Here is a 24,348-nt window from a genome sequence, read left to right as displayed (position 1 = left end):
TTTAAACTATTTAATTTTTTTGTCAGATTTTCTTTTTGAGCTGCTTCCTTTTTTCTTAATAACTTTATTTTCATATACATATTGTTCTAATGCATATTGATCGTCAAATATTATATTATACCACTCTTCATATCTTTCGCATTTCGGCGGACTATGTTTTGAACAAATCTCATTTCTGTTTTCATAATTTCTACATAAATAAGTTTTTTTATCAAGATACCTGCATTCGCTTCTTATCATATGATACCAAGTATTTTCATATATAAAAATAAAAGAATGTCTGAAATGCAGATACCATTTTAATGTATTAAGCTCGCTTTCATTTTTAGGAGGAGATATTTCCATAACCAAATCATGACAGCATAATGAATTGCAGTCTGCACATAATTTTTCGCTTACTTTTTCTTTTCTGTCTTTTAATAAATTAACTTTCAAAATCAAACCGCCTTTTAAAATAATTGATTTAATTATTATATTAATTATTTTGTTAAATTCAATATTTTAATTATTAAAATAATTTTCCATAAATGCTATAAGTTTTTTCTGAGATTCAATATAATTTCTTATTTCATTTTCAGACATGCATTTAAACATTGAGATATCTAATTTTTCTAATTCTTTTAATATGGGCTCTGCAAATGTGTTTCCTTTTTTGGTTAAACTTATTAATCTGTTTCTTTTATCTTGCGGATTAATCTTTTTTTTGATATATCCTTTTTTTTCAAAGTTATCCAATATTGAGCAAACGGTCTGCTTAGGAACGGATAATCTTTCCGTAATAGTATTTTGAACGCATTCTTTGCTGCTGTAAATTATAGATAATGTAAATAAAGCCAAATCCGTTATTCCGTATTGCTTAGCCCATAAATAATAAAATCTATCAGATGTATACCAAAAATCATATATTATTTTTATATATTCTCTAATATCTTCATTTTTCATAATTTTTCCTATTATACATTATTACATTAATTTATCAGCAGTAATAATAAATATTATTTTACTTTTATTTCAATTGAAGAAGCTTTAACTCTTTTATTTTTTACGGTAATTTTTATACTTCCTTTTTTAGTATTTGATCTTACCCAAAAAGAATAATAGCCGCCTTCTAGTACAGGATTATCATTTCCTATTAACTCTCCGCATCCTTTTACCTTTATGCATATAGCTTCGTTTATATAAGGAAGTCTGTTTCCTGCCGTATCCGATGCTTTTACTGTTATTCTGGTAGAATCCCAAGAAGAACCTTTATTTACGGATTTTATTTCATAGTCATCTGCGGTTAATTTTAAACTTGAAAATATGGGATTGCTTAAATAGTTTTTTTCTATAACAGCTTTTTTGTCTATATATCCTATTATTTTAAGATCTCCCCAGCCCATATCACTTACACCTGGTACATTAACTTCCATAGTTAATATTACAGGGGCATGTTTCAATCCCTGATATTTTCCGGCTGCAGGATATTCTTTCAGTAAAAGCTTATCTCTGTAATATAGTTCAACATAATCGCAGTTTGTAGCAACAGTTAAAGGAGATATTCCTCCTATAGATCTTTCTCCTCTGGCATATATGGTTATGGGCTCTAATATTATTTTATTTTCTTTACTAATCTGAGAAGAATATACATTTGCCGCAGGCTTTGGGTTTCTAAACATATCATAAACCCCATGATAGCATATTCTGTCTCCCGAACCGAAATTATAATGCGTATGATAATCAAAAGCGCACCAGCCTGTGCAGCCTGAAATATTATCGTCTATTGCAACGGCATTAATTATTTCAAAATGTCTTTTTGTATGTTCTATTAATCTCTCTTCACAGTCCTGCATTTTTGCAGGAAACATATGTCCATTATATTCAGTTATCATATACGGAACATTTTTATCCAATTTTGTTACATTTTTCTGAGCTTTTATGGGATCTGCGATACCGTCATAATTAAAATCATTTACAGTATATACATCTTCTAAAAGTTCGCTTCCAGTTATATATCTTACTCCGCCTGTTTGTCTGGTTTCATCTAATTTATGCGCTGTTTTATTGGTCTTTTTATAAAAATTATGATTATCCTGACTTTCATTTATTCTTACACCCCATATAATTATTGAAGCATGATGAAAATCTCTTTCTATCATATCTTTTACATTCTCTATAGAAATTTTCTGCCATTCTTTACCGCCTATATGCTGCCAGCCAGGTATCTCTTCAAAAACCATTAATCCTATTTCATCGCATCTGTCTAAAAAATGTCTTGAAGCTGGATAATGAGATGAGCGTACTATATTAAGCCCTAAATCAAATTTTAATATGTCCGCATCTTTTTTCTGTATTCTTTCAGGCATAGCATATCCTGTATAAGGGAAACTTTGATGCCTGTTTAACCCTATTAATTTTATTTTCTCTCCATTTAAAAAGAAACCGTTTTCCGTAAACTTGACATCTCTGAAGCCTATTTTTATGGAAACTAAATCTTTATTATCTTCATTAGAAATACATGCTTCCAGTCTATAAAGCTTCGGATTATTAATATTCCAAAGTTCTATTTTATCTGAGTTTATATTTTCATTTATTTTAATTTCTGTAAATAATTCATCTTTTTTTAATATTATTTCTTTTTTTATTTCGCATATATGATATTCTTTATTATATAGATTAATATATACTGTGTATTTTAAACTTTCTTTTTTACTGTTTCTTATTCTTATTTTTCCAGTTATATTTTTTTCAGCTGTACCTGAAAGCATTACATTTTCTATAGAAACCTCATCTGCTATAATTATCTGAACCTCTCTGTATATTCCCCCATAGCATAAATAATCTATTTCATTTCCGAACGGAGGTATATCTTTTCTTTCCGTGCTGTCCAATTTTACGGCTATGATATTATCTCCTTCCTTCAAAACTTCCGTTATATCATATATAAAAGGCAGATACCCGCCCTTATGTTCGCCGAAACTTTTATTATTTACAAATACTTCGGCTAGAGCCATAGCACCTTCAAAATTAATAAGTATTCTTTTATTCTTTAATTTTAATTTATTATAATTAAATATATTTTGATAGCCTGAAACAAGCCAAGTACTTGATTCATCAAAATAATGAAGAGGTATTTCCGAAACCGTATGAGGTAATGTTATATTTTCTCCTTTTAACTGCGCATTGGTTTTTATATTATCATTCCATTCTTTATAAAATTTCCAATTGGTATTGAAATTAATAATCTCTCTCATTTTGACAGATACTCCAAAAGTTATTATGTCAGATATTCTATAATTTAAAAAAATAAAAATCAATGAAAGTTTTATAAAAATATTTTTATATTTTCTTTAAATTATGATTATAAAAACTTTAATATAATTTGAAGTTTATTTAATATTTTTAAGCATAGGTATCAATGACATTTCCTTTAGAAGAAAAGCTTGCTATAGCAGCTTTCGTAACTCCTCCTGAAACATAAACTCTTTTGCATTCAGGACATATATTAGTGGATAATGTTACATTTTGGAAAATTACTTCGCCTCCGCTTTTTTCTGCAGCTCTTTTATTATTGGCAACATGCTCCTGTTCATGCGATGCAACCATAGAAGGCGCGCTTGAAGGATCTATATGGGTAGGGCTTTTAAAAGATACGCCTATATCATTAGAGCCGTCCTGATATGTTCTTGAGGAACAAGTTTTACATACTCCGACCTCACTTATCGGAGTTTTCTGGCTTGCTTCCTGAACAATATTATTAATATTATTCTTTACAGTGCTGTTATTTCTCATATAAGGGGCATTATTACGAATACTTATTTCCATAAAATATTATACCTCTTAAATATTTAATTTTATCACTGCTACCCATAATAAATAAATTATAAACCTATACAAATAAATATCAATATGCATTATATTTATATTTGATGTTATGTTTACTATTTAGCGGATTTTATTTATAATTTTATAAATTTATATTATTTCCGATAATAGAAACGGTATTTACAGCTTGGATTTTATAATGAAAAAAATAATTACTCTATTACTTATAGCATTTAATTTTTCATTTTCTCAGAATGATGATCTAATGGAAGGCATAAAAAATAATGATATTGATAAAATAAGAACTTTATTAAGAGACGGTGTTAATTTAGATTGGTATAATATAAAATATGGTATGAGTCCTTTAATGTATGCTGCTCAGATTGGAAATATAGAAATAGTTAATGAATTATTAGATTTCGGCGCAAAAGATTTTGAATTTGCATTCTATATCTCCTGTGCGCAAGGATATTGGAATATTGCTGAAAAGATAATGAATGCAGGAACGGTTAATTATAATACTGCTTTATCCTATGCCGCTTTCGGAGGACAATTAAATATTGCTGAAAAACTTATTGATTTGGGGGCTAAAGATATTAATTCAGCCTTAGTATCGGCATGTGAAGGGAATAATCTTGAGGTTGTAAAATATCTGATAGAATTGGGGGCTAATGTTAATACAATGGCATATATAGAATTGTACAGAGATTATAAAGGAGCTGAGAGAAAATCGCCATTAACAGCTTCTACTAATATTGATATAATAAGAGAATTAGTTAATGCAGGTGCAAGCAATTTAAACGAAAGTATTATATACAATGCAGATTCAAATTTTGACAGCAGAATATTTAACGAATATATTAATTTAGGGGCGGATATCAATTCATATCGTATGAGCGACGGAAAAACTCTGCTTATGTGTTTAATAGAAAAAAAGCAGACTGATTTTGAATTAATAAAGAAATTAATAGAGCTTGGAGCTGATGTTAATGCCCATGACAGAAATGGGAATAATGTTTTAATAAGGGCTGTAATGTATGAATATGAATCACCTATTGAAGATACTAATTTAAATAAAAAAGTATACAGAATTATAGGCACTCCTATAAATATAATAGAAGAACTTTTAAAAGCCGGAGCAAATCCTAAAGACAGAAACAGATACGGAAATACGGCTTACAGAATAGCTGCAAAAAAGAAAAGAGATGATATAATAAAATTTTTTGATGAATATACAAAATAGTTTTATTTTACAGTTTTTTATTTTATGGGATTAGAATTTTTTCAGAAATATATGTAACATCATATTCAGCAGGTTTTGAAATTTTATCTTCATCTTTTTCCGCAATACCAGCATTATATTATAAAAGTTTTTCAGCGGATTTTTTCATAATAAATTATAATTTTTAAATATTACTAAGATTAAATTATGAAAATTGTGAGCTTCTGGCATTCGCAAGAATGACAGAAACTTTAAGCGAACAATTTTTATTAGCAATAATAAGAAATTATAATTTCAATATATTTTTTGTTATATTTAAATCAATAATTATTCAATATAAAATCAAGATATTTTTTTAGTTTATATTGACAATAGTATAATTTTATGTACTATTATAATATGATTTGATTTTAATTAGAAGGATTTTGTATAATTAACAGAAATATATTAGATAATAAAGTAAAATTTAAAGATAATGAATCTTTTATTTCAATATGCGGCATTAACGATTCTAATATAAGCATATTAGAGGAAAAATTTGATGTTTCCATATATCCTAAGGGAAATGAGTTAACTATTGAAGGCAGTTTCGGTAAAGTAGAAGATACAATCAAAGTTTTATATATATTAAAAGATTTATATAACTCTTCATCAGAGATAAATCCGCAAAAAGTTATAAGCATAGCTGATAATGTTAATAATGATAAGGAAAATCAATTAATATCAATGCATATAAAACTTCCGTATTTAGGAAGAAGCATAGAAATGAAAACTATATCTCAAGGCGAGTATTTATATAAAATGCAGAGAAATGATATAGTATTTTCTACAGGCGCCGCAGGTACGGGAAAGACTTTTCTTTCTGTTGCTTTTGCAGTAAATTTACTTGCAGAAGGAAAAGCAGAGCGTATAATAATAACAAGACCTGTTGTGGAGGCAGGGGAAAGCTTAGGATATTTACCAGGGGATTTCAAAGAAAAAATTTCTCCCTATATGCGTCCTATTTACGATTCATTATACGGCATTCTTTCAAACGATATGATATCAAAATATATGGAAGAGGGTAAAATAGAGTCTGCCCCTTTAGCCTATATGAGAGGAAGAACTCTAAACAGATCTTTTATTATTCTTGACGAGGCGCAGAATACTACCATATCTCAGATGAAAATGTTTTTAAGCAGGATAGGCTATAAATCTAAGGCAGTTATTACAGGGGATATATCTCAAAGCGATCTGTCTAATAATGTGCAGTCAGGTCTTGAGCATGCTTTAAGAATATTAAAAGATATCAAAGGAATTGGTTTTCATCATTTTGAAAAAAAAGATGTTATAAGGCATCATTTAGTTTCTAAAATATTAGAAGCTTATGATAATGCCGATTTATAATAAATAAATTTTATATTTTTGAAAAAAAGGTATTGTTGATTATGAATATTAATAAAAAAGCAATGAAATCAGTTTTAAATAAACCGCCGAATATAGAAAGGATTATGCAGTTAATTATCTCTGTAATATTGTATGCTTTTACTTTGTTTCTGGTATTTCCTACATATATACAGAAAGTTGAAATTCCGCCTGTTGGAGATATTGTAAAACAACCTTTAATAGTAAAACAAAATGTTAAATATGAAAATAAAGAAGAAACAGAAAGAGTTATTTATTATATGGAATCAACCATATCTCCAGTATTTGATATGCCTAAAAGTATAGAGTATGAAATCATATCAAAAATAAGCAATATGTTTTCTTTTATGAGAATATCGTATGATAATGAAGTTCCTATTGATGAAATATATAATCAATTCGTTATTCTATATGATGAGCCTATAAATAAATCCGTATTTTCTAATGCTGTAGTTAATGAACTTAATATTGGTTATGAAAACAAGGTAATAGAAACCATTAAAGAATTATTTGATGTTGGAATTATATCAAGGGTGAGCTTAAGTTCAGATACATTAAGTTTAATATTGGATAATGGAATATTTATATACAGCTTTGATAATTATATAATTGAAGAAAAACTGCTTCCTAGAAACAGAGTGTTTTTTTTGGAGGATTTAAGAATTGAGCTTCCTTCAATTATAGCAGCTAAATACAGGAATTTAAGCATTAATCATATAAACACAATATCTTCTATAGTAAATGTATTTTTAAGAGATAATCTGATATATAATTCTGCAAAAACTAAAGAAAAAATTAATTCTATAAAATACAGTGTTGAGCCTGTTTATAATTTAATAAAAAAAGGTTTTTCTATTTTGAAAGTAGGAGACAGAGTAACCGAAGAAAAAGCAGAATTTATAAGAGATTTATTCGGAAATAATTTTGAAAGCTATAATATATCTGTTTTGGTAGGTCAGGCTTTATTTATTTTAATGCTTTTTATATTTATAGGATTTATTATTTTTAAATATAAAATACCTTTTTATATCAATTTTAAAAATTTTCTTCTGTTTTCGGCGGAGTATGCCATCATAATTGCAATATCATATATATTCTATAATCATATATCATATAAGATACCAGATATTTCTATGCCTTTTTATATTTACACATTTATACCTATGTTCAGCATTATAAACTCTTTGCTTGGAGCTAAAAGAGGTATATCATCTATAATAACATTATGCATAACAGTGCTTGCAGCTAATATAGCTCAGGCAGGCATATTTGAAATATCTGCATTATTTGTTATATCCGTATTTGTGTCTATACTGTCAAGAAAAATTAATAATAGATATGCTATTCTTTGGATAGGATTGCTCATAGGGGCATATTTGAGTGTTATGTCTTTAGTTGGAATGTTTCTTAACAGCAATATGAAGATAACTTATTTAACTTTTGTATTTTCTTTTGCAAGCGGATTTACTCAGTCTATATTTGTTATGATATTTCTTCCGATTTGCGAATATATGCTTGAAACTGCTACTATATTCAGACTTCAGGAGCTTTCAGATTTGAATAACCCGCTTCTTAGACAATTGCAGATGAAAGCTCCTGGTACCTATCACCATTCAATAAGCATGGCTAATCTGGTTGAAACTATAGCAGAAGAGATAGGCGAAGATGCCAGACTTGCATGTGTATCTGCATACTATCATGATATAGGAAAAATGGAAAATCCTTTATATTATATAGAGAACTCAAATAGAAATGAGAATAGACATAATAAATTAAAGCCTACTCTTTCCGCTTCTATAGTAAAAGCCCATGTCCGTTTGGGAATTGAAATAGCTAAAAAATACAGACTTCCTAAAGAGGTTATTGCGGCGATAAGGGAGCATCATGGAACTAGTTTGATAAAATACTTTTATGTAGAGGCTTTAAAAGAAAATCCAGATGTTGATTTGAATTTATTCACATATCAGGGTCCTGCTCCTCAGTCTAAAATAACTGCTATTCTTATGATATTAGATTCCGTAGAAGCCGCAAGCAGAACTTTAGATTCGCCTAAAAGAGAAGATTTGCAGATGCTTATAGATAATATTGTTGATGATAAAATGGCTCAGGGTGAATTAAATGACAGCGGACTTACTTTAAAAGATATAGAAATAATTAAAAGAATTACATTCCAAAAAATAATAATTTCTCTTCATGAAAGAATTAAATATCCTAAGCTTCCAGAAGAAGAGTCTAAAGAAGATAATGAAGATATGGATTCTAAAGAAAATATTAGTAAAGTAAAAAAAAGAGCGGATAATATAAAAGAAAAAATATCAAAAAAGACTCCGATAAAACATAAAAATGAAAAAGAAGAAAAAGAATTAAAATACGGCAATAGTAAAAAATATACAAAAGAAACTATTAAGAAATAAAATTATGAAAATTAATGTTTTTAATGAAACGGATTATAATATTGATTTAAAATACTACAGATATTTTTTATATTTTTCATTGAAAAAAGCAGAAATTAAAGGAGATGTAAATTTACTTTTTTGTTATGATGAGTATATAAAAAAGCTTAATAATAATTTTAGAAATAAAAATAAATCAACAGATGTATTAACATTTTCTATGGGAGGTATTGACGAAGGCGGAGATATAGTTATTTCTTATGAGTGGGTTATAAATAGATATCCTCAAACTAAAGTGAAAAAAGCTATATTGAAATTAATTATACATTCCGTACTGCATTTGAAAGGAATACATCATAATTATACCAAAAAATCTTTAATAGAAAATAATGAGAAAATGAAAACTCTGTATAACAGCGTAATAGATGCCATAAAAGAAAATAGAAGCAAAAAAATAAAAGTAAATTATAATTTTTAAATATTACTAAGATTAAATTATGAAAATTGTGAGCTTCTGGCATTCGCAAGAATGACAGAAACTTTAAGCGAACAATTTTTATTGGCAATAATAAAAAATTAATATTTTTATGAATTTAAGATTCTTTTATTTCCGCTTCTTTTTCCAATAAATCTTCTAATTTTTTATTGGTGTAAAAATCAGATTTAACCTTTGCAGCTATTTCCAAAACATTTTTTTTAGGTATTTTTACAGCTTCACCCATAAATATATTATAATTATTTTTCATAAGTTTTATTGTTTCATAACCCATTAAAACCGCAACTAAACAAAAATGCCTGTACCCTAAAGCTTTTTTATCTATAGACATAATATATTCAATTGAATCTTTAAACTCAGTCATAACAGAATCTATCATTTTTGACAGAATTTCCATAGATTTATCCATATAAGCGCCGTCTTCAAAATATGGAGCAGGATTCTCATTATCAAATAAACTCAGCGGCCAAAATACCCTTTTTTCTTTATAGTCCAATTTAGCATCTTTAATAATATTTACTTTCTGCAAAAACCTTCCAAGACTTTTAGCTTTATCTTTATCTAATTCCATATTATCCAATATTTTTGCAAGTTCTGTAAGATAAAGCCCAACGGTTCCTGCAACATAATAACAATAATCGTCTAAATCTTCAAATGAAGATATAATATGATCCTGATAGTAAATCATACCGTATCCCATTTCTCTTAAATATGAAACAGACATATTTTTTATATCATACCTGAAAGTGAAAAATGATTTTAATACTATATCAATATTTTCTATTAATACTTTATCATTTTCATTAATGGAATTTTCTATAACTATTTTTTTTAAATTTTCTAAATTATCTATATTCTCCGTTTTTAATATATTTATAAAACCTGTTATCAATGTTTCTTTATCCTCAGCACTATGAGTTGAATCTTCTATAGTATCTATTATTCTAGCAAGCAGATATTGTATTTCCACCTTATTCTTTTTATTTTTATCAAGCAATGGTATAGTAAGAGCAAAACTTCTTGAAACTAAGTCAAGTAAATATTTTGTATTAATTTTTGTCGCCATATATTTTCCTAAGTCTTTATTTTATTCTTTTCAACAATGATACGCAATGAACAGCAACCCCCTCTCCTCTGCCTATAGAATCCATTTTCTCATTAGTTTTAGCTTTTATGGAAATATTTTTTATATTGGTTTCTAAAATTCCAGATAGATTTTCTCTCATAGAGTTCGTATAATCTCTTAATTTAGGCTTTTCCAGAATAATTGTAATATCAGTATTAACAATAGAATAATTATTTTCTTTCATTATTGAAACCGTTTTTTTAAGTAATATTACAGATGATATATCTTTATATTTATTATCATTATCCGAAAAATGACTTCCTATATCTCCTAATGCCAACGCCCCAAATATAGAATCTATTAATGAATGAATTACCGCATCAGCATCAGAATGTCCTTTAAGACCGAATTCATAAGGTATTTCGATACCTGCCAATATAAGCTTACGATTCTCTGCAAATATATGCGAATCATAACCATAACCTATTCTCATTTAGTAATTTCCATGTTTTTTATATTTATAAATTATACAAAAATAGATTAATTTGTCAAATTATTTTATGAATCATTAATATGTATTAAGTGTATTATAAATATTTAAATACTAATTAATTAATAATTAAAATAATCAAATAGATTAAAAAAATTATATATTAAATTGAATACATAAAAAAAAATTATATACTACTTTACATAGAAAAATATAATGGAGACATCAAATGAAAAAAATAGGTCTTTTACCTAGGATCATAATAGCCATAATTTTAGGTATATTAATAGGTATATTTCTTCCTGCACCTGCAGTAAGAATATTTATAACTATAAGCGGTATATTCAGTTTATTTCTGAATTTTATAATACCTTTGATGATAGTTGCTTTTATAGGATATGGCATATCAAGTTTAACTGAAGGAGCTTCAAAGCTAATAGGAATTACTGTAATTATATCTTATGCATCCACATTAATAGCTGGAAGCATAGCATTTTTCACAGCTTCAAATCTATTTCCGTCGCTTTTGGGAGCAGCAAGCCTAAACAGTGTAAAAATAGAATCTGGACTGCAAAGCTATTTTACAATACCTCTTAAACCATTATTTGATGTTACTTCTGCCGTAATATTTGCATTTATACTTGGAATAGGAATAACAATGCTTAGACCTAAAAGACAGGGCGCTGAATTATTTTCTATAATAAAAGATTCTGAGGAAGTTATACAGGCAATACTTAAAAATATTATTATTCCCATACTGCCTTTGCATATTTTAGGAACATTTGCAAATCTGGCTTATGCGGGAAGCATACAGCATATACTTATAATATTCGGAAAAGTATTTGCTGTAGTTATTGTTCTTCATATACTCTATATAACAGCTTTATTTATAATTGCAGGAGCTATAGGAAAAAAATCTCCTATAATGCTTATAAAAAATCAAATACCTCCCTATTTTACCGCTGTAGGTACTCAAAGCAGCGCCGCTACAATACCTATAAGTCTTATAGCAGCCGAAAAAAACGGAGTAAGCGAACAAATAAGAAATTTTGTAATACCTCTTTGCGCAACTATACACTTGGCAGGCTCTATGATAACATTAATCTGCTGTTCTACTGCCGTTATATTAATTTTAGGACAAAATCCTGTTTACAATTCCATACTTCCTTTTATACTTATGCTTGGAATTGCTATGATAGCAGCTCCGGGAGCTCCAGGAGGCGCAGTTATGAGTGCATTGCCTTTTCTGTATATGATTGGAATTACGGGAGAAGAATTGCAGGGACTTATGATTGCATTATATTTAACTCAGGACTCTTTCGGCACAGCAGCTAATGTATCGGGAGATAATGCTATAGCAGTATTTATAGATTGGTTCTATAAAACTAAAATAAAAAAAGAAACCGAAGCTTAAATAATAATAAAAGAGATAGTTTTATTAAAATATTAAAAATAACTATCTCTTTTTTTATACTAAAACTCTGTATAATTATTTTCAGAATCTATAAATGCAGTTTTTATACTGCAGTTAAAAAACTTTGATAATAATACGCTGAGCTCGTCTCTGGCTTTAACAGCAATATCATCATTAATACCTGCAAAAGCATCTATTGGAAATATTATATTAGAAGAGCTTTCAGTAATTTTCCCATGTTCGCTCTGCCTCCATATCCATCTTCTAGTTCTTACATCATTCGATACTGCATATACTAATTCATTATTATCAACCTTTTCTGAATTTGTTTCTCCAAAAGGAATAAATGAATCGTTATTAACTGAATATCTTATACAGAAATCTTGATTATTCATAGAATCTAAATCATGAGCTCCCATAGGAAGCTTATATTTAATGGAAACGGCATTAACTAAATCCACCGCTGAATTTATCTCAGGCATTCCTTTTTTCTTTGATATTCTAGTAAGAAGGGCTTCTATAGAACACATAAATTTATTAGGATTTATATTTAATTTCTGAAAAGCATCTCTGTAGCATTTAATAGATTTGATTTCTTTTACTTTAATATTTTCAAAATCGGACTGAGCTTTTAAAATATTTTCCTTAAAGATAGAAGATATTTCATCATTTTTTTCAGTATTATTTATTCCTTCAGCAATAACTAAAGCCACGCATAAATTATCCAAAATTTCAAATACTTTATTCTCTATAATAAATTTCATAATAATTCCTTAAAACAATGATTTAATGATAAACTGTAAGTAATAAAAGAATGAACTATAAAAATCAGAGGCTTTGATATTCAAATATAAAAACTAATTTATGATAACTGTATAATTAGTTTAAACTTATAATAATTTAAACTTAAACTAATTACTGTAATGCAAATCGGCATTAATTCTTTATAATGAATTATTTTTTTAAGCCGTAACGTTTTTTGAACTTATCAACTCTTCCTGCAGTGTCAAGAATTTTCTGTTTGCCTGTAAAGAAAGGGTGGCAGTTATGACAAATATCTACATGCAAACTCTTTTGCACAGAGTGAATTTTAAAATTAGCTCCGCAAGCACAGTTTACATCTGTTTCAAAATATTGTGGATGTATATTTTTTTTCATTTTTGCATCTCCATTAAAAAGTAAAATAATAAATCATAGGTAGCGTATATTATATTATAAATACTTATTTTTGCAATAGCATATAATAATAATTTTTAAATGCTATAAACTTGCTATGAACCTATGACTTAATTTATTTAAGCCAGCTTATGAACCTGTAAGAATTTATTAATTTACAACAGCGTCATAGTAATTAACTATATACCAGTATTGTCCCATTCTTCTTAGAATAAAAGTTCTTTTTACAACGGGATCATAAATATCTCCCGTATCAGCATTAAAATACCTATGATAAAGTCTGGTATCTACTTCGGCTCTTTGAAGACCGTATTCTTCCGTCACCGTTATTTTATCTATCACATAATTTAAAAGAGTATAAGTTACAGCAGGATTATATTCTCTTCTAATCATATCCAATACTAAACTGTAATGATTTTTTAATTTCGAATCTTTAGCTGATATAATATCTCTCTGAAGCTCCGCTATAAACTTATTTCTTACTTGCCTGTCATAAGCCGATGATAGATATTTTTTAAACTCTTCAAATAATATTTTTCTATCCTCAGGCAAAGAAGTTCTATAAAGAATATCAAATCTTATGGCAAGCTCTCTTATATTGCTTGATTTATAAGCCGTCTCTAAATTATTTAAGAAATTATTTCCAAAGTTTGTCCTTATCATATTAACGCTTACAGTATCTGAGAATTGATCTTTTAAAAATGCTTCAAAACTTAAAGTTCTTGCCTTCTGCATTACTCCTGTATCAGTAAAATCTTCAAGATATGTATTGCTGTAATTATTTCTATAAGCTTCATAATATCTCTGACTTATACTTATTATAGAAGGCATATGCATATACTTAAAATAATTAGTCCAATCTCTGTTTTTCATAGCTAATAAAGTATTAGATATAACGCCGAAAGAAGAATAATTTTCAGGATCACTTTGATTTGCAGCAGTGTTATCTGCAGTAAGAATATTCATATCATTATTTTTATATACTCTGGCATCATCTAATAAAAAGTAGGAGGTATCAGCCGTCATAGAAAAATTATCGCTTATTTCAGGCATAGGATTAAAACTGCATTCCACTCTGTATCTTCCTTTTTTATTAAAATAAAACCAATTATTTAAATCCACATAATATGAAAAACTTTCGCCTTCATTTAAGGTTACAATTCTGTCTTTAGATGTATCTTCGGAAACTTCATTTTTATATTTCCAAATTGTATAACTATCCGACGATGACACGGCATTATTATAATTATCATAAACTGTAAAATTATAATTATTAAAAGGGTTGACTGAATTAGTAAAGCTTATAGTGCCTTTCTTAGCATATATTTTTATCTCCATAGTTATAGGCTCATTTAATCTGTATCTATTCAAATCAAAACTCATACTTATAACATAGCTAGAAGGAGCGGCGGCATTAGCGTTGGGATAAACTCTTTTAATTTCATCTAACATGATTGTGTCTAAAAAATTATCATTTTGGGAAAATATATTAGAACAATTAATAATCATAAATAAAAGTAATAATATTCTATATTTCATGTTTCATTACCTTAAAAAATATTACTATAATATTTTATCGGAAAAAAATAAAAATAAATTATATATATTTTGCTGTTAAAAAAACATAAATATCAGTAATTTAATTAAAGAATATCTGCATTTTTATTTATTGCTTAAATCTATTATAATTTTTATACAGCTTAATAATTATGCATTTTTAAGATAATTCTTTATTTATCTTTATTAAAGAACGTTCTATTATGTAATGATTAAAATCAATGCTCTCTTTCATAGCTTCATATAACTTAAAAGAACCTATTATAGCTTTATTCATAGTCTCATCTTTAAACTCAAAACCTTCTGTAATAGTTTTTATAGTTTTCTGCATAGTAATTCCTAAAAACTCATTAACCTTGCTTATGCCTAATATTTTTATATCGGCTTCATCTAATTTTGAAATAAGCCTGTCAACTTTTCTATGCCTTGATAACTCATCATTTATTGTATAGCATAAATTAATTGCATCTTCAACATAAGGCTTTAATGCAGTTATTTCTTTATCTATTTTTATTAATCCGTTTTTTATATTTTCAAGTATTTTTATTTTATCTTCCGTATTTCTGTCATTTTTATCTGTATTTATATTAATATCATCAAATTTATCTATAAGCTCCTGAAGGGCTATGTTTTCCATAGCATTAATTATAACTCCTCCTTCTGTAGCATTATAGAATTTTATTTTACTGTTATTAGTGCATTGCGCCTCATACCAATTTCTATACATATCAAATCTTGAATCAGTAAATACGCTTTCACCGTAAATATTTTTTTCTTCTCTTAAGTTTCCTGCAATAAGCACTTTATATATTCTGCTGTCATAAGAATCAAGCTTTCCTATTTCAGTAAAGAAATTTTCTTCATGGTAGCTTCCTTTTATATGAGTCTGATGATTGGGAAAAGATAAATCCAAACCTGTCATTATTATAGGATTAGCGCCTATTCTCACAGCAAAATCATAAGCAGCAGTAGAAACGCTTCCGCCCATAGTAATATCTCCCCTGTCTCCGAGAGGCTTCATGAAATATTTTGCAAGAGGAAATATTGAATCTATAAAATATACTGCTCCTTTAAAAGATTCTAAAGCCTCATGATCAACCGAAGATTCCGCAATCAATACCGAATCTTCAAAATAAATATTTCTGAAATATTTAGAGTTTTTCTTCTGCGGATCAATAGTAATAACAAAATGAGGCGATATTTTATGAGATGATAAAGGCTTCATTGCAGTATCAACAGCTATTATAACTGCCTTTTTTTTAATCTCTTTTAATTTTCTTATATTTTTTTCAAGCGAAGGACCTGCGGATACTATGACTGCAGGAATATTTTTATATTTATCAAAAAATTTATTAACTCCGTAATGAGTTGCAATTTCAACCGTATTAGAGGCTATATTATAAGCCCAAAGCTTATCAAATCTTGAAACCGTATTTATATTTATAATTTTCTTATCAACAACCGACAGAACTTTGCTTTGATAATGCATAGCCTCATCAGCAAAAAGAGCAGCATAAGATCTTGTGATGAAAAACTTTACTTTCTTTGTAGCAGTAACGGATATAAACTTTTCAATATCTTCATCATCATTTCCGCCTATAAAAAAAGTTATTTTTCCGTCTTCAAGTATTTTATCCAGTCTGAATCTGTCTATTAAAATATTAAAAAAATTTATATCAGGTTCAATTACAGCTGCCGCAATATTAAGTTTTCTAACAGCATTAATCAAATAACCTCCGCCTATGCCGAATATAAATACTAAATCCAAATCGCCTTCAATTTCTTTTACCAAAGCATCAGCTTCTTTTACAGGATCATAAGCGCTGTGAAGAAGTATATGTTTTCCGTTTTTTTCTGCTTTTGCCGAAAGTTTTTGAGATTTTGTTTCTATAATCTGCAAAGTTATATCAGATTGTACGCTTTTTTCAAGCATATCAATAAAATTATACGGATAGGCTTTTATATTTTTATATATTGATTCTAAATTTATTTTTCTAATTTCATTCATAGTAATATAATATTTATAATATTTTATTGCAAAAAAATTAATTATTTGAATATATAAAATATTTTAAGATTTTCTCTCTATTATATAAAGAGCCAATTCCTTTAAAATATTTTTAGCATCATTATCTTTATAGGAATCTAAATATTTCAAAGCATTATCAGCCACTTTTTTAGCTTCATCTTTTGCACCGTCAAGTCCGAATTGCTTTATATATGTAAGCTTTCCTTCTTTTTCATCTTTTCCTGCAGTTTTTCCTAAAGTCTCATTATCGGAAACAACATCAAGTATGTCATCCTGTATCTGAAAGGCAAGCCCTATAGCTTCGGCATATTTTGTTATATTTTCAATATCATTTTCATTTATATTTTCAGAGGAAATAGCCCCAAGTCTTACAGCTCCTCTGATCATAGCGCCAGTTTTTTTTGCATGAAGAACTTTAAGCATATCAAAATTAATATCCTTATCCTCATAATATAAATCCATAAACTGCCCCATAACCATTGCATTAATTCCAGCCGCATAGCTCAATTCAAAAAGAAGTTTTCTCAATGTATAATCTGAAACCTCAGCTTTTGAAAGCAGCTGAAACGAATATGTTAAAAGTCCGTCGCCTACAAGTATGGCATTAGCCTCTCCATATTTAATATGCGTTGTAGGTTTTCCGCGTCTTAAATTATCATTATCCATAGCAGGCAAATCATCATGAACTAAAGAATATGTATGTATAAGCTCTAAACATACTGCAGGTATTAATGATTTCCTATAATCTCCGTTAAAAAGCTCGCATGCCAAGCAAGTAAGTATGGGTCTTAATCTTTTACCGCCTGCATCCAGCGGATATTTAAGCATCTCTATAAAACTATTTTCTAATTCAATATCGCTTTTATCAAATATATTTTCAATAATTTTATTAATATCTTCAAGTCTTATATTCATATATTCTTTAAGATTCATAGTTTTATCCTGCTTTTAATGATTTTCTTCTAAAAATATAATTATACAGCAATAAGTAAAAATGTAAAGTTTATCAATAGGTAAAAAGCGCATATGCAGAAAATACAGATATAATTAATTAATATATTGACTCTGGAGTTTATTTAAATGATACAATATAATATAATAAAACTGAATAATATAAAGTTATAAACGGAGATTAAAAATGAAGAAAGCCATATTAATAAGCATAATATCAATATTATATATTCTGTCATGCAATAATTCCTCAAATGCCCAGACAAAAGAAAATTCGGAAAATAACAATGAAGTTCAAAATAATTATTCTAATATAATGTATAGCAGACAATTATCTCAGGCTGAAATCAATATAAGGACTAATGCATACGGAAAAATAATATCAAAAGGATTTGCGGCTGTTTCTGCAGATATGGATTTTAAATATCATGAATTTACAAGGCATTCAGTTGGAAGCGGCGATATTTTGATAGAAATACTTTATGCAGGGATATGCCACAGCGATATACATGTTGTTGAAGGAAAATCAGGCAATACCCCTCTTGTTGTAGGTCATGAAATAGCGGGAAGAGTTATTCAGGTAGGCAATTCTGTTGCAAAATTTAAAGTAGGAGATTTTGCAGGAGTAGGCTGTATGGTAAATTCCTGTAAAATATGCGAAAGCTGTTTGGATAATCAAGAGCAGTACTGTTTAAACAGGACGGTTTATACTTACGGTTCAAGAGACAGATTTCATGGCAATGAGATAACTCAGGGCGGATATTCCGATAGTATAGTATTGTCTGAAGATTTTGCTGTACTTATACCTGAATATGCAGAACTTGATAGAACAGCTCCGCTTCTTTGCGCAGGCATTACAACTTATTCTCCTATAAAGGCTATGAATGTGCAAAAAGGCGATAAAATAGGTATTGCAGGATTTGGAGGACTCGGATCTATGGCTGTAAAGTATGCAGTAAAATTGGGGGCTGAAGTTACGGTTTTTGATATTACGGAAGATAAGAGAGAGGACGCCTTAAATATGGGGGCTGTAAAATATGTTAATGTAAATAATAATAATGATTTGAAAGATGTTAATAATACTCTTAACTATATTATAAGTACAATACCAGCTTATTATGATGTTAATATGTATATGCGCATGCTTAAAAGAGGAGGAACTATGTGTCTGCTTGGACTTCCCAGAAGTTCAAAAATGCCAACTCTTGCGGCTATGATAGGACAGCATGGAAGCAAAAAATTATTCGGCTCATTAATAGGAGGCATAAAAGAAACTCAGGAAATGCTTGATTATTCCGTAAAAAATAATATTTATCCTGATGTAGAAATAATAAAAGCGGATGCCGAAACTATATCGGAAGCTTACAGAAAAGTTATAGACGGCAGAGTAAAATTCAGATATGTAATAGATATGAGAACTATTAATAAATAAAAGTATCAAGTTAATAAAAATAATTTAATTTACAAATTATTTTCCGAACTTTATACCCAAATTCAAAGATACCTCAAAATTGCTTAAGCCGTATTTATTCATAAAATTACTTAATGGGGCATCTAATTGCTTGACATCATAATATATGCCGAAATCATAAACAATACTTACACCAAATAAAAATGCCGCATATTCGCTGAAATAAAAATAATCATCTATTTGAAATTTTATATACGGTATGACAGCATAAGTAAAAGCTCTATTTATATCGTTAAAAGATATTTTTTCATCATACTCTATATTATTAATATAACTATATGATTTTCCTCCTAAAGGTATTTTCATTCCGAAGCCTATTCCTATGCTCATCATTCTTGTTTTAGAATCTATGCCGATTGAAGTCAATAAATCTCTTAAATCTATATTTAATTTAGGCATAATTCCTAACAATAATGTATCAAATGAAAGATTATCTTTAATATTTATATCTAAATAATTCATTGAATAAGAATATGATTCGGAAAAAGTCTGCCTGTAATAACCTAATTCAGTTAAAAGACTTATGGAATATTTGCCGTCCTTAATTACAAATTGATGACCAAAATTGCCTATAACACCAGCAGAAAAACTATTATTTCCTCTAATCCTGCCTATATTAATATTCTGCACATCAAAAATAGGAATCGTTGTAGAAAATGATAATTGAGAATATATGCTTGAATCAAACTTAGCAAATATCATATCTGTAAATAAAGATAGAAATAATCCTGCAAATAATATTAGTCTTTTCATAATAAAACCCAGAATACTTTTAACATAAAATATTATAGCAAAACTTTAATAATTTTTCAAATTTATTTCATACTTTATTTTATTATAAATTAATAAAATAATATCATTCTAAATAAAAATATATATTATTAACATAAATATACAAATACTGAAAAATCATGGCTTAAATACTCATCGGATATTTTTATTTTGCATTTAAAATTCAAATCTTTTACTATATCTGAAACCATATTAAACACATCTTCTTTTTTATAGTAATAGTAATTATTTCCATACTTTTCTTTATATGATATATCAAGAAGATTGAAGCATACGCCTTTTCTGGCTGCAATTAAAAAATTTTTAACGGCATTTTTTAAAAACTCTTCATTGTTTCCAAGATTAAGATTAAATATGCCTGAAGAATATATATAATCAAAATCATCTTCTATATCAGAAGTTTTAAAAAAATCCATAGTCATAAATTGCGGGTGAATATTTTTAAAAGTTTTATTCTTTGCCCTTTCAATCATTTCCTGCATTATATCTATACCTACATAATGAATATTAATGTTTTTTTTATCTATATACTCAGCCAAATGTCCAAGTCCGCATCCTACATCAAGCAAAACGGAATCTCTGATATTAAAATTATTCAATAATGCGTTAAATCTGGCTTCCTGAGCATTTTCAGATTCCCAATCCAAAACCTGATACTCAGGTATATTAAAGTTTTTCACTCTTTCTATATAATGTTCTATTATAATTGATTTTTTATCATTCATAAATAACTCCGAAAATAATTATCTGTTATTTTAATCCTAATTTATACATAGTCTTATGATTATAATTTTTATCAGAATCAAATATTATGCTTGGAAAGTGAGGAAAGTTCATAGAAGAAGGCAGGAACTCTGTTTCAAAGCAAAAAGCATTATGCTTATTCAAAACAGTATTTCTTACCGCTCTGTTATCAAGCATATTTCCAGAATAAAAATGCATAGCTGGCTTTGTTGTGTATAATTCTAAATATATTCCTGTATTTTCACTATAGCATGAGGCTCTCAGTTTATTGAAATTATCTTCTTTATTATTGGACAATATATTTTTTTCATTAAATATAAAACAATTATCATAACCTTTTGCCTCTTCTATATCAGCACCTATTTTTTTTGTATTATTAAAATCAAAAGGCGTATTTTCTGTTTTCAAAATCTCTCCTGTAGATATGCATTCATCTGTTACAGGAAGATAAAAAGAAGAATCAATAAATAAATCATGATTGTATATAATACCTTCCCCGTTAAGATTCCAATATGCATGATTGGTAAAATTTAACGGAGATGGAGCATCGGCATCTGCAAAATAATTTATCAATATTTCATTATCATCTGTTAAAGAATATATTATTTCTATATTTACATTTGCAGGATATCCGTCTTCTCCGTCTTTTGAAAAATATGTAAATGATACTAAATTACCGCCAAGTACTTTAGAATCAAATTTTTTGAAAGATATTCCTTCAATGCCGCCATGCAAATGATGTCTGACGCCATCATTTTTTGATAATTTATAAGCTATGCCATCAAGAGAAAACTCTGCATTTATAGTTCTATTAGCCACCCTTCCTACAGAAGCACCTATATAATCATGAGGCTTTAAATAAAAAGAATAATCATCGCTTCCGAATGATGCCTGAATTTCATTTCCGTTTTTATCTCTAAAAAATACACCCGTTATTGATGCTCCTATATCTGTAAGTTTTAATATCATGCCATTTTTATTTTTTAGTTCATATAAAAGATAACCGTTTCCAAAATTTTTAACCTGCATATTAAAAAACTCCATATTTTATATAGTAATTATATCATTACACGGCATTATTTCAATAATATAACAAAATCATAAAATATAAAAATATATCAGATTCATTAATAATTCTTAAATATGCAAAAACATATTATTAATAAAAAATCGGTTATTTTATACAATTGTATAACTTTAATATTATTGACTTATTAATATCTCAAGTATATACTTAAATTAATATGAAGCATATACTTACCCTTTTATTTTTTACAGCTGCAATTTCAAATATATCATATCCTTATGAATTAAGATTAAATTTTTCAAGAAGTTATATACATAATGATATGCTGTATGTTGATGTTCAGACTTCATATTCATTAGTTTATCAAAATATAAAAAAATACTTAGATAATGGAATTATAATATTCATTAATTACAGAATAGATCTAATGAAAAAGAATTTATTTACTTATGATAATGTAAGAGAAATATATATATACAGAAAATTATATTATGATTTTCTTACTAAAGAATATGCCGTATTAAATTCGGAAACTATGAGTGAAACAAGAAATACCAATCTTCAAATTTTAATAAACAATATTTCAGAAGTTAATAGAATTGAGGTTTTAAATATAAATAAATTAAATAAAAATGTAATATATCTGTTTAAAACAAGATTATCAATGCAGTTTCAAAATTCATATCCTTATTTATCAGTATTTTTTAATATAATGACGCCTATACAATACAGAATAAAATGGTTAAAATCTAAGGAATTCAGAATTAAGGAATTATATTACAGCAGCATGTAGCTATTATTTATAATTAAAAATCCGATTTATTATAACAATATAATTTATTATGTAAGTTTATCGGAGTTTATATGATACATTTTTATACCGCCTTTTTATTTGTAGCATTATCATTTTTTTCGCAGGTATTCTGCAATGAAAATACAAGATATGAAATAGTAAAATGGGCTAATTTTTACCTGGAAAAACATTATAAATATAATCAAAGAGACATTATAGTAAATCCTTTTTCATATGAAAAAAAGGAAGTCAGTTTTGACTGTTCGGGTTTTGTTGCGGCAGTTTACTGGACGGCAGTAGAAAACCCAAGCATAGCAATCAGCGGATCAACAAAAAATATATTTTACATATTATCCAAAGAAAATAAAACCTATAAGAACTCTATTCCAAATATAGGAGATATAATATTTTTTGACGGCACCACATCTCCAGATAAAAAACTTACGCATTCTGGAATAGTTATAGATGTTGATAAAGAAGACGAAACAGTATCATATATACATGCTTCCACAAGCAAAGGATTGATTATAGGGTATATGAACTTAAAATATCCTGATTTGGCTAGAAAAGACGGAAAAGTGATTAACAGCCATCTTAGAAGAGGAAGCGGCGGAAACAGTACGGATTCTCTTGCATCATACTGTTTTAATAGTTATGGCACTATTTTTGAAAAACCAAATTAATAAATTATAAAAAAGCAAGAATATTATAAATTGCCTTGACTTTTTGACAATATTCTATAAAATATTTTTTTATTATAAGAGTGTATTATGTGTTTTAATATTATTATATTACTGTTTATAATGCCGTTATCTTCAATATCATTTGCTCAAACATACGGATATGACAAAGAATATCAAAAGCAGCTGAAAGAAAGCGCAGTGGAAATAAATGAAAAACAAAAAGAGCAGCTTAGAAAAGATATAAGCAAATGGGCTAATTTTTATTTGGAAAAACATTATAAGTATAATGAAAAAGCCGTATTAACGCACCCTTTTTCGAAAGAGCAAAAAACTTTTAATTTTGATTGTTCAGGGTATGTTGCTGCAGTTTACTGGACTTCTAATATAGCCGTATTTGAAAAACAGGCGATTTTAGATATTGGAGGAGTAAAAACTATATACGCTACTTTATCAAAATATAAAAAGATATACAGCGGCGTTTTACCGAATATAGGCGATATAGTAATGTTTGACAGAACTACATCAGATGATAAAAAACTTACTCATGCAGGTATAGTAATAGATATTGATAAAGAAGATGAAACTGTATCATATATACATGCTTCCACAAGTAAGGGATTGATTATAGGATATATAAATTTAAAATATCCTGATTTGGCTAGAAAAGACGGCAAAATAATAAATAGTTATCTAAAAAGAGGAGGAGGAGCAGAAGCTTTGGCATCTTATTGTTTTAACAGCTACGGCACCATATTAGATATACCTGAAAAGCAATAATTTTTTAATATATTAAGCTAAGATATAACAGCTTTGCAATTATTTGATATTTTATTAAT

General features: G+C 27.7%; 24 protein-coding genes. 9 read left to right on the top strand and 15 right to left on the bottom strand.

Translation table 11 applies throughout. The features are described from left to right. Nucleotides 1-6: 6 nt before the first annotated feature. From QZ306_RS00580 to QZ306_RS00565, 4 genes are all read right to left on the bottom strand, one after another. The gene (locus QZ306_RS00580; RefSeq protein ID WP_295159609.1) at nucleotides 7-435 is read right to left on the bottom strand and encodes a YkgJ family cysteine cluster protein; all 429 of its coding nucleotides are present in this window, start codon (nucleotides 433-435) and stop codon (nucleotides 7-9) included. Between the two features lie 66 nt (nucleotides 436-501). Further along, the gene (locus QZ306_RS00575; protein WP_295159607.1) at nucleotides 502-942 is read right to left on the bottom strand and encodes a MarR family transcriptional regulator; all 441 of its coding nucleotides are present in this window, start codon (nucleotides 940-942) and stop codon (nucleotides 502-504) included. 53 nt (nucleotides 943-995) lie between these two features. Then, on the bottom strand, nucleotides 996-3,233 hold the full coding sequence (locus QZ306_RS00570; RefSeq protein WP_295159605.1) for a glycoside hydrolase family 2 TIM barrel-domain containing protein: 2,238 nt from the start codon (nucleotides 3,231-3,233) through the stop codon (nucleotides 996-998). Nucleotides 3,234-3,381: 148 nt separating this feature from the next. Next, nucleotides 3,382-3,804: a hypothetical protein gene (locus QZ306_RS00565; protein WP_295159602.1), complete on the bottom strand. Its 423-nt coding sequence runs from the start codon at nucleotides 3,802-3,804 to the stop codon at nucleotides 3,382-3,384. A gap of 199 nt (nucleotides 3,805-4,003) precedes the next feature. Between QZ306_RS00565 and QZ306_RS00560 the strand changes: the two genes are divergently transcribed. Beyond that, complete coding sequence (locus tag QZ306_RS00560; protein ID WP_295159600.1) at nucleotides 4,004-5,047, top strand: ankyrin repeat domain-containing protein; 1,044 nt, start codon at nucleotides 4,004-4,006, stop codon at nucleotides 5,045-5,047. A gap of 389 nt (nucleotides 5,048-5,436) precedes the next feature. On the opposite strand, the gene QZ306_RS00555 is transcribed toward QZ306_RS00560, so the two are convergent. Continuing rightward, nucleotides 5,437-5,709, bottom strand: a complete 273-nt coding sequence (locus QZ306_RS00555) for a hypothetical protein (RefSeq protein ID WP_295159597.1) — start codon at nucleotides 5,707-5,709, stop codon at nucleotides 5,437-5,439. A 43-nt stretch (nucleotides 5,710-5,752) separates the two neighbouring features. On the opposite strand from QZ306_RS00555, the gene QZ306_RS00550 reads away from it, so the two are divergent. Genes QZ306_RS00550 through ybeY form a run of 3 tightly spaced genes read left to right on the top strand, consistent with a single transcriptional unit; the run spans nucleotide 5,753 to nucleotide 9,301 of the window. Next, a complete protein-coding gene (locus QZ306_RS00550) occupies nucleotides 5,753-6,412 on the top strand; it encodes a PhoH family protein (protein ID WP_295159594.1) in 660 nt (219 codons plus the stop codon). Between the two features lie 41 nt (nucleotides 6,413-6,453). Continuing rightward, entirely contained in the window at nucleotides 6,454-8,844 is a 2,391-nt protein-coding gene (locus QZ306_RS00545) for an HDIG domain-containing metalloprotein (protein WP_295159591.1), read from the top strand. A gap of 4 nt (nucleotides 8,845-8,848) precedes the next feature. Then, nucleotides 8,849-9,301, top strand: coding sequence for an rRNA maturation RNase YbeY (gene ybeY / locus QZ306_RS00540; protein WP_295159588.1), 453 nt, complete (start codon nucleotides 8,849-8,851; stop codon nucleotides 9,299-9,301). Between the two features lie 115 nt (nucleotides 9,302-9,416). Here the strand turns inward: ybeY and QZ306_RS00535 are convergent, their stop codons facing one another. Both QZ306_RS00535 and ispF read right to left on the bottom strand, forming a co-directional pair. Further along, nucleotides 9,417-10,385 carry a squalene/phytoene synthase family protein gene (locus QZ306_RS00535; protein WP_295159586.1) on the bottom strand — a complete coding sequence of 323 codons (969 nt, stop codon included), beginning with the start codon at nucleotides 10,383-10,385 and terminating at the stop codon, nucleotides 9,417-9,419. Between the two features lie 16 nt (nucleotides 10,386-10,401). Beyond that, complete coding sequence (gene ispF, locus QZ306_RS00530; protein ID WP_295159585.1) at nucleotides 10,402-10,878, bottom strand: 2-C-methyl-D-erythritol 2,4-cyclodiphosphate synthase; 477 nt, start codon at nucleotides 10,876-10,878, stop codon at nucleotides 10,402-10,404. Between the two features lie 226 nt (nucleotides 10,879-11,104). On the opposite strand from ispF, the gene QZ306_RS00525 reads away from it, so the two are divergent. Beyond that, nucleotides 11,105-12,289: a cation:dicarboxylase symporter family transporter gene (locus tag QZ306_RS00525; protein WP_295159583.1), complete on the top strand. Its 1,185-nt coding sequence runs from the start codon at nucleotides 11,105-11,107 to the stop codon at nucleotides 12,287-12,289. A 59-nt stretch (nucleotides 12,290-12,348) separates the two neighbouring features. On the opposite strand, the gene QZ306_RS00520 is transcribed toward QZ306_RS00525, so the two are convergent. From QZ306_RS00520 to QZ306_RS00500, 5 genes are all read right to left on the bottom strand, one after another. Continuing rightward, complete coding sequence (locus QZ306_RS00520; protein ID WP_295159580.1) at nucleotides 12,349-13,053, bottom strand: phenylalanine--tRNA ligase beta subunit-related protein; 705 nt, start codon at nucleotides 13,051-13,053, stop codon at nucleotides 12,349-12,351. A gap of 190 nt (nucleotides 13,054-13,243) precedes the next feature. Beyond that, nucleotides 13,244-13,447, bottom strand: a complete 204-nt coding sequence (rpmE, locus tag QZ306_RS00515) for a 50S ribosomal protein L31 (protein ID WP_295159577.1) — start codon at nucleotides 13,445-13,447, stop codon at nucleotides 13,244-13,246. Between the two features lie 168 nt (nucleotides 13,448-13,615). Then, a complete protein-coding gene (locus QZ306_RS00510; RefSeq protein WP_295159575.1) occupies nucleotides 13,616-15,004 on the bottom strand; it encodes a hypothetical protein in 1,389 nt (462 codons plus the stop codon). A gap of 178 nt (nucleotides 15,005-15,182) precedes the next feature. After that, on the bottom strand, nucleotides 15,183-17,030 hold the full coding sequence (locus tag QZ306_RS00505; RefSeq protein WP_295159572.1) for a 6-hydroxymethylpterin diphosphokinase MptE-like protein: 1,848 nt from the start codon (nucleotides 17,028-17,030) through the stop codon (nucleotides 15,183-15,185). A 63-nt stretch (nucleotides 17,031-17,093) separates the two neighbouring features. Next, nucleotides 17,094-17,984 carry a polyprenyl synthetase family protein gene (locus QZ306_RS00500; protein WP_295159570.1) on the bottom strand — a complete coding sequence of 297 codons (891 nt, stop codon included), beginning with the start codon at nucleotides 17,982-17,984 and terminating at the stop codon, nucleotides 17,094-17,096. A 205-nt stretch (nucleotides 17,985-18,189) separates the two neighbouring features. Here QZ306_RS00500 and QZ306_RS00495 point away from each other — a divergent pair, with 205 nt between their 5' ends. Next, a complete protein-coding gene (locus tag QZ306_RS00495; RefSeq protein ID WP_295159568.1) occupies nucleotides 18,190-19,434 on the top strand; it encodes an NAD(P)-dependent alcohol dehydrogenase in 1,245 nt (414 codons plus the stop codon). A 36-nt stretch (nucleotides 19,435-19,470) separates the two neighbouring features. Here QZ306_RS00495 and QZ306_RS00490 read toward each other — a convergent pair whose 3' ends face one another. The 3 genes from QZ306_RS00490 to QZ306_RS00480 all read right to left on the bottom strand — a co-directional run bounded on the left by QZ306_RS00490 (nucleotide 19,471) and on the right by QZ306_RS00480 (nucleotide 22,038). After that, nucleotides 19,471-20,226, bottom strand: coding sequence for a hypothetical protein (locus QZ306_RS00490; protein ID WP_295159565.1), 756 nt, complete (start codon nucleotides 20,224-20,226; stop codon nucleotides 19,471-19,473). Between the two features lie 128 nt (nucleotides 20,227-20,354). Continuing rightward, the gene (locus tag QZ306_RS00485; RefSeq protein WP_295159562.1) at nucleotides 20,355-20,990 is read right to left on the bottom strand and encodes a class I SAM-dependent methyltransferase; all 636 of its coding nucleotides are present in this window, start codon (nucleotides 20,988-20,990) and stop codon (nucleotides 20,355-20,357) included. 25 nt (nucleotides 20,991-21,015) lie between these two features. Beyond that, a complete protein-coding gene (locus QZ306_RS00480; RefSeq protein WP_295159560.1) occupies nucleotides 21,016-22,038 on the bottom strand; it encodes an aldose epimerase family protein in 1,023 nt (340 codons plus the stop codon). 215 nt (nucleotides 22,039-22,253) lie between these two features. Here QZ306_RS00480 and QZ306_RS00475 point away from each other — a divergent pair, with 215 nt between their 5' ends. From QZ306_RS00475 to QZ306_RS00465, 3 genes are all read left to right on the top strand, one after another. Continuing rightward, nucleotides 22,254-22,829 carry a DUF4390 domain-containing protein gene (locus QZ306_RS00475; protein WP_295159558.1) on the top strand — a complete coding sequence of 192 codons (576 nt, stop codon included), beginning with the start codon at nucleotides 22,254-22,256 and terminating at the stop codon, nucleotides 22,827-22,829. A 71-nt stretch (nucleotides 22,830-22,900) separates the two neighbouring features. Next, nucleotides 22,901-23,512 (top strand): NlpC/P60 family protein, encoded by a 612-nt coding sequence (locus QZ306_RS00470; protein ID WP_295159555.1) that lies wholly within the window; start codon nucleotides 22,901-22,903, stop codon nucleotides 23,510-23,512. 87 nt (nucleotides 23,513-23,599) lie between these two features. Then, on the top strand, nucleotides 23,600-24,289 hold the full coding sequence (locus QZ306_RS00465) for an NlpC/P60 family protein (RefSeq protein ID WP_295159553.1): 690 nt from the start codon (nucleotides 23,600-23,602) through the stop codon (nucleotides 24,287-24,289). Nucleotides 24,290-24,348: the final 59 nt, after the last annotated feature.

The sequence above is a fragment of the uncultured Brachyspira sp. genome, from assembly GCF_910588665.1.
Lineage (GTDB): Bacteria > Spirochaetota > Brachyspiria > Brachyspirales > Brachyspiraceae > Brachyspira.
Note: the sequence above shows the minus strand (reverse complement) of the source record. Positions and strands in the feature narration are given on the sequence as shown.

Coding starts and splice junctions, on each gene's coding strand:
- QZ306_RS00575 (WP_295159607.1), bottom strand. CDS start 942: ATGAAAAATGAAGATATTAGAGAATATATAAAAATAATATATGATTTT.
- QZ306_RS00570 (WP_295159605.1), bottom strand. CDS start 3,233: ATGAGAGAGATTATTAATTTCAATACCAATTGGAAATTTTATAAAGAA.
- QZ306_RS00565 (WP_295159602.1), bottom strand. CDS start 3,804: ATGGAAATAAGTATTCGTAATAATGCCCCTTATATGAGAAATAACAGC.
- QZ306_RS00560 (WP_295159600.1), top strand. CDS start 4,004: ATGAAAAAAATAATTACTCTATTACTTATAGCATTTAATTTTTCATTT.
- QZ306_RS00555 (WP_295159597.1), bottom strand. CDS start 5,709: ATGCTTATAACTTTTTGCGGATTTATCTCTGATGAAGAGTTATATAAA.
- QZ306_RS00550 (WP_295159594.1), top strand. CDS start 5,753: ATGCATATAAAACTTCCGTATTTAGGAAGAAGCATAGAAATGAAAACT.
- QZ306_RS00545 (WP_295159591.1), top strand. CDS start 6,454: ATGAATATTAATAAAAAAGCAATGAAATCAGTTTTAAATAAACCGCCG.
- ybeY (WP_295159588.1), top strand. CDS start 8,849: ATGAAAATTAATGTTTTTAATGAAACGGATTATAATATTGATTTAAAA.
- QZ306_RS00535 (WP_295159586.1), bottom strand. CDS start 10,385: ATGGCGACAAAAATTAATACAAAATATTTACTTGACTTAGTTTCAAGA.
- ispF (WP_295159585.1), bottom strand. CDS start 10,878: ATGAGAATAGGTTATGGTTATGATTCGCATATATTTGCAGAGAATCGT.
- QZ306_RS00525 (WP_295159583.1), top strand. CDS start 11,105: ATGAAAAAAATAGGTCTTTTACCTAGGATCATAATAGCCATAATTTTA.
- QZ306_RS00520 (WP_295159580.1), bottom strand. CDS start 13,053: ATGAAATTTATTATAGAGAATAAAGTATTTGAAATTTTGGATAATTTA.
- rpmE (WP_295159577.1), bottom strand. CDS start 13,447: ATGAAAAAAAATATACATCCACAATATTTTGAAACAGATGTAAACTGT.
- QZ306_RS00510 (WP_295159575.1), bottom strand. CDS start 15,004: ATGAAATATAGAATATTATTACTTTTATTTATGATTATTAATTGTTCT.
- QZ306_RS00505 (WP_295159572.1), bottom strand. CDS start 17,030: ATGAATGAAATTAGAAAAATAAATTTAGAATCAATATATAAAAATATA.
- QZ306_RS00500 (WP_295159570.1), bottom strand. CDS start 17,984: ATGAATCTTAAAGAATATATGAATATAAGACTTGAAGATATTAATAAA.
- QZ306_RS00495 (WP_295159568.1), top strand. CDS start 18,190: ATGAAGAAAGCCATATTAATAAGCATAATATCAATATTATATATTCTG.
- QZ306_RS00490 (WP_295159565.1), bottom strand. CDS start 20,226: ATGAAAAGACTAATATTATTTGCAGGATTATTTCTATCTTTATTTACA.
- QZ306_RS00485 (WP_295159562.1), bottom strand. CDS start 20,990: ATGAATGATAAAAAATCAATTATAATAGAACATTATATAGAAAGAGTG.
- QZ306_RS00480 (WP_295159560.1), bottom strand. CDS start 22,038: ATGCAGGTTAAAAATTTTGGAAACGGTTATCTTTTATATGAACTAAAA.
- QZ306_RS00475 (WP_295159558.1), top strand. CDS start 22,254: ATGAAGCATATACTTACCCTTTTATTTTTTACAGCTGCAATTTCAAAT.
- QZ306_RS00470 (WP_295159555.1), top strand. CDS start 22,901: ATGATACATTTTTATACCGCCTTTTTATTTGTAGCATTATCATTTTTT.
- QZ306_RS00465 (WP_295159553.1), top strand. CDS start 23,600: ATGTGTTTTAATATTATTATATTACTGTTTATAATGCCGTTATCTTCA.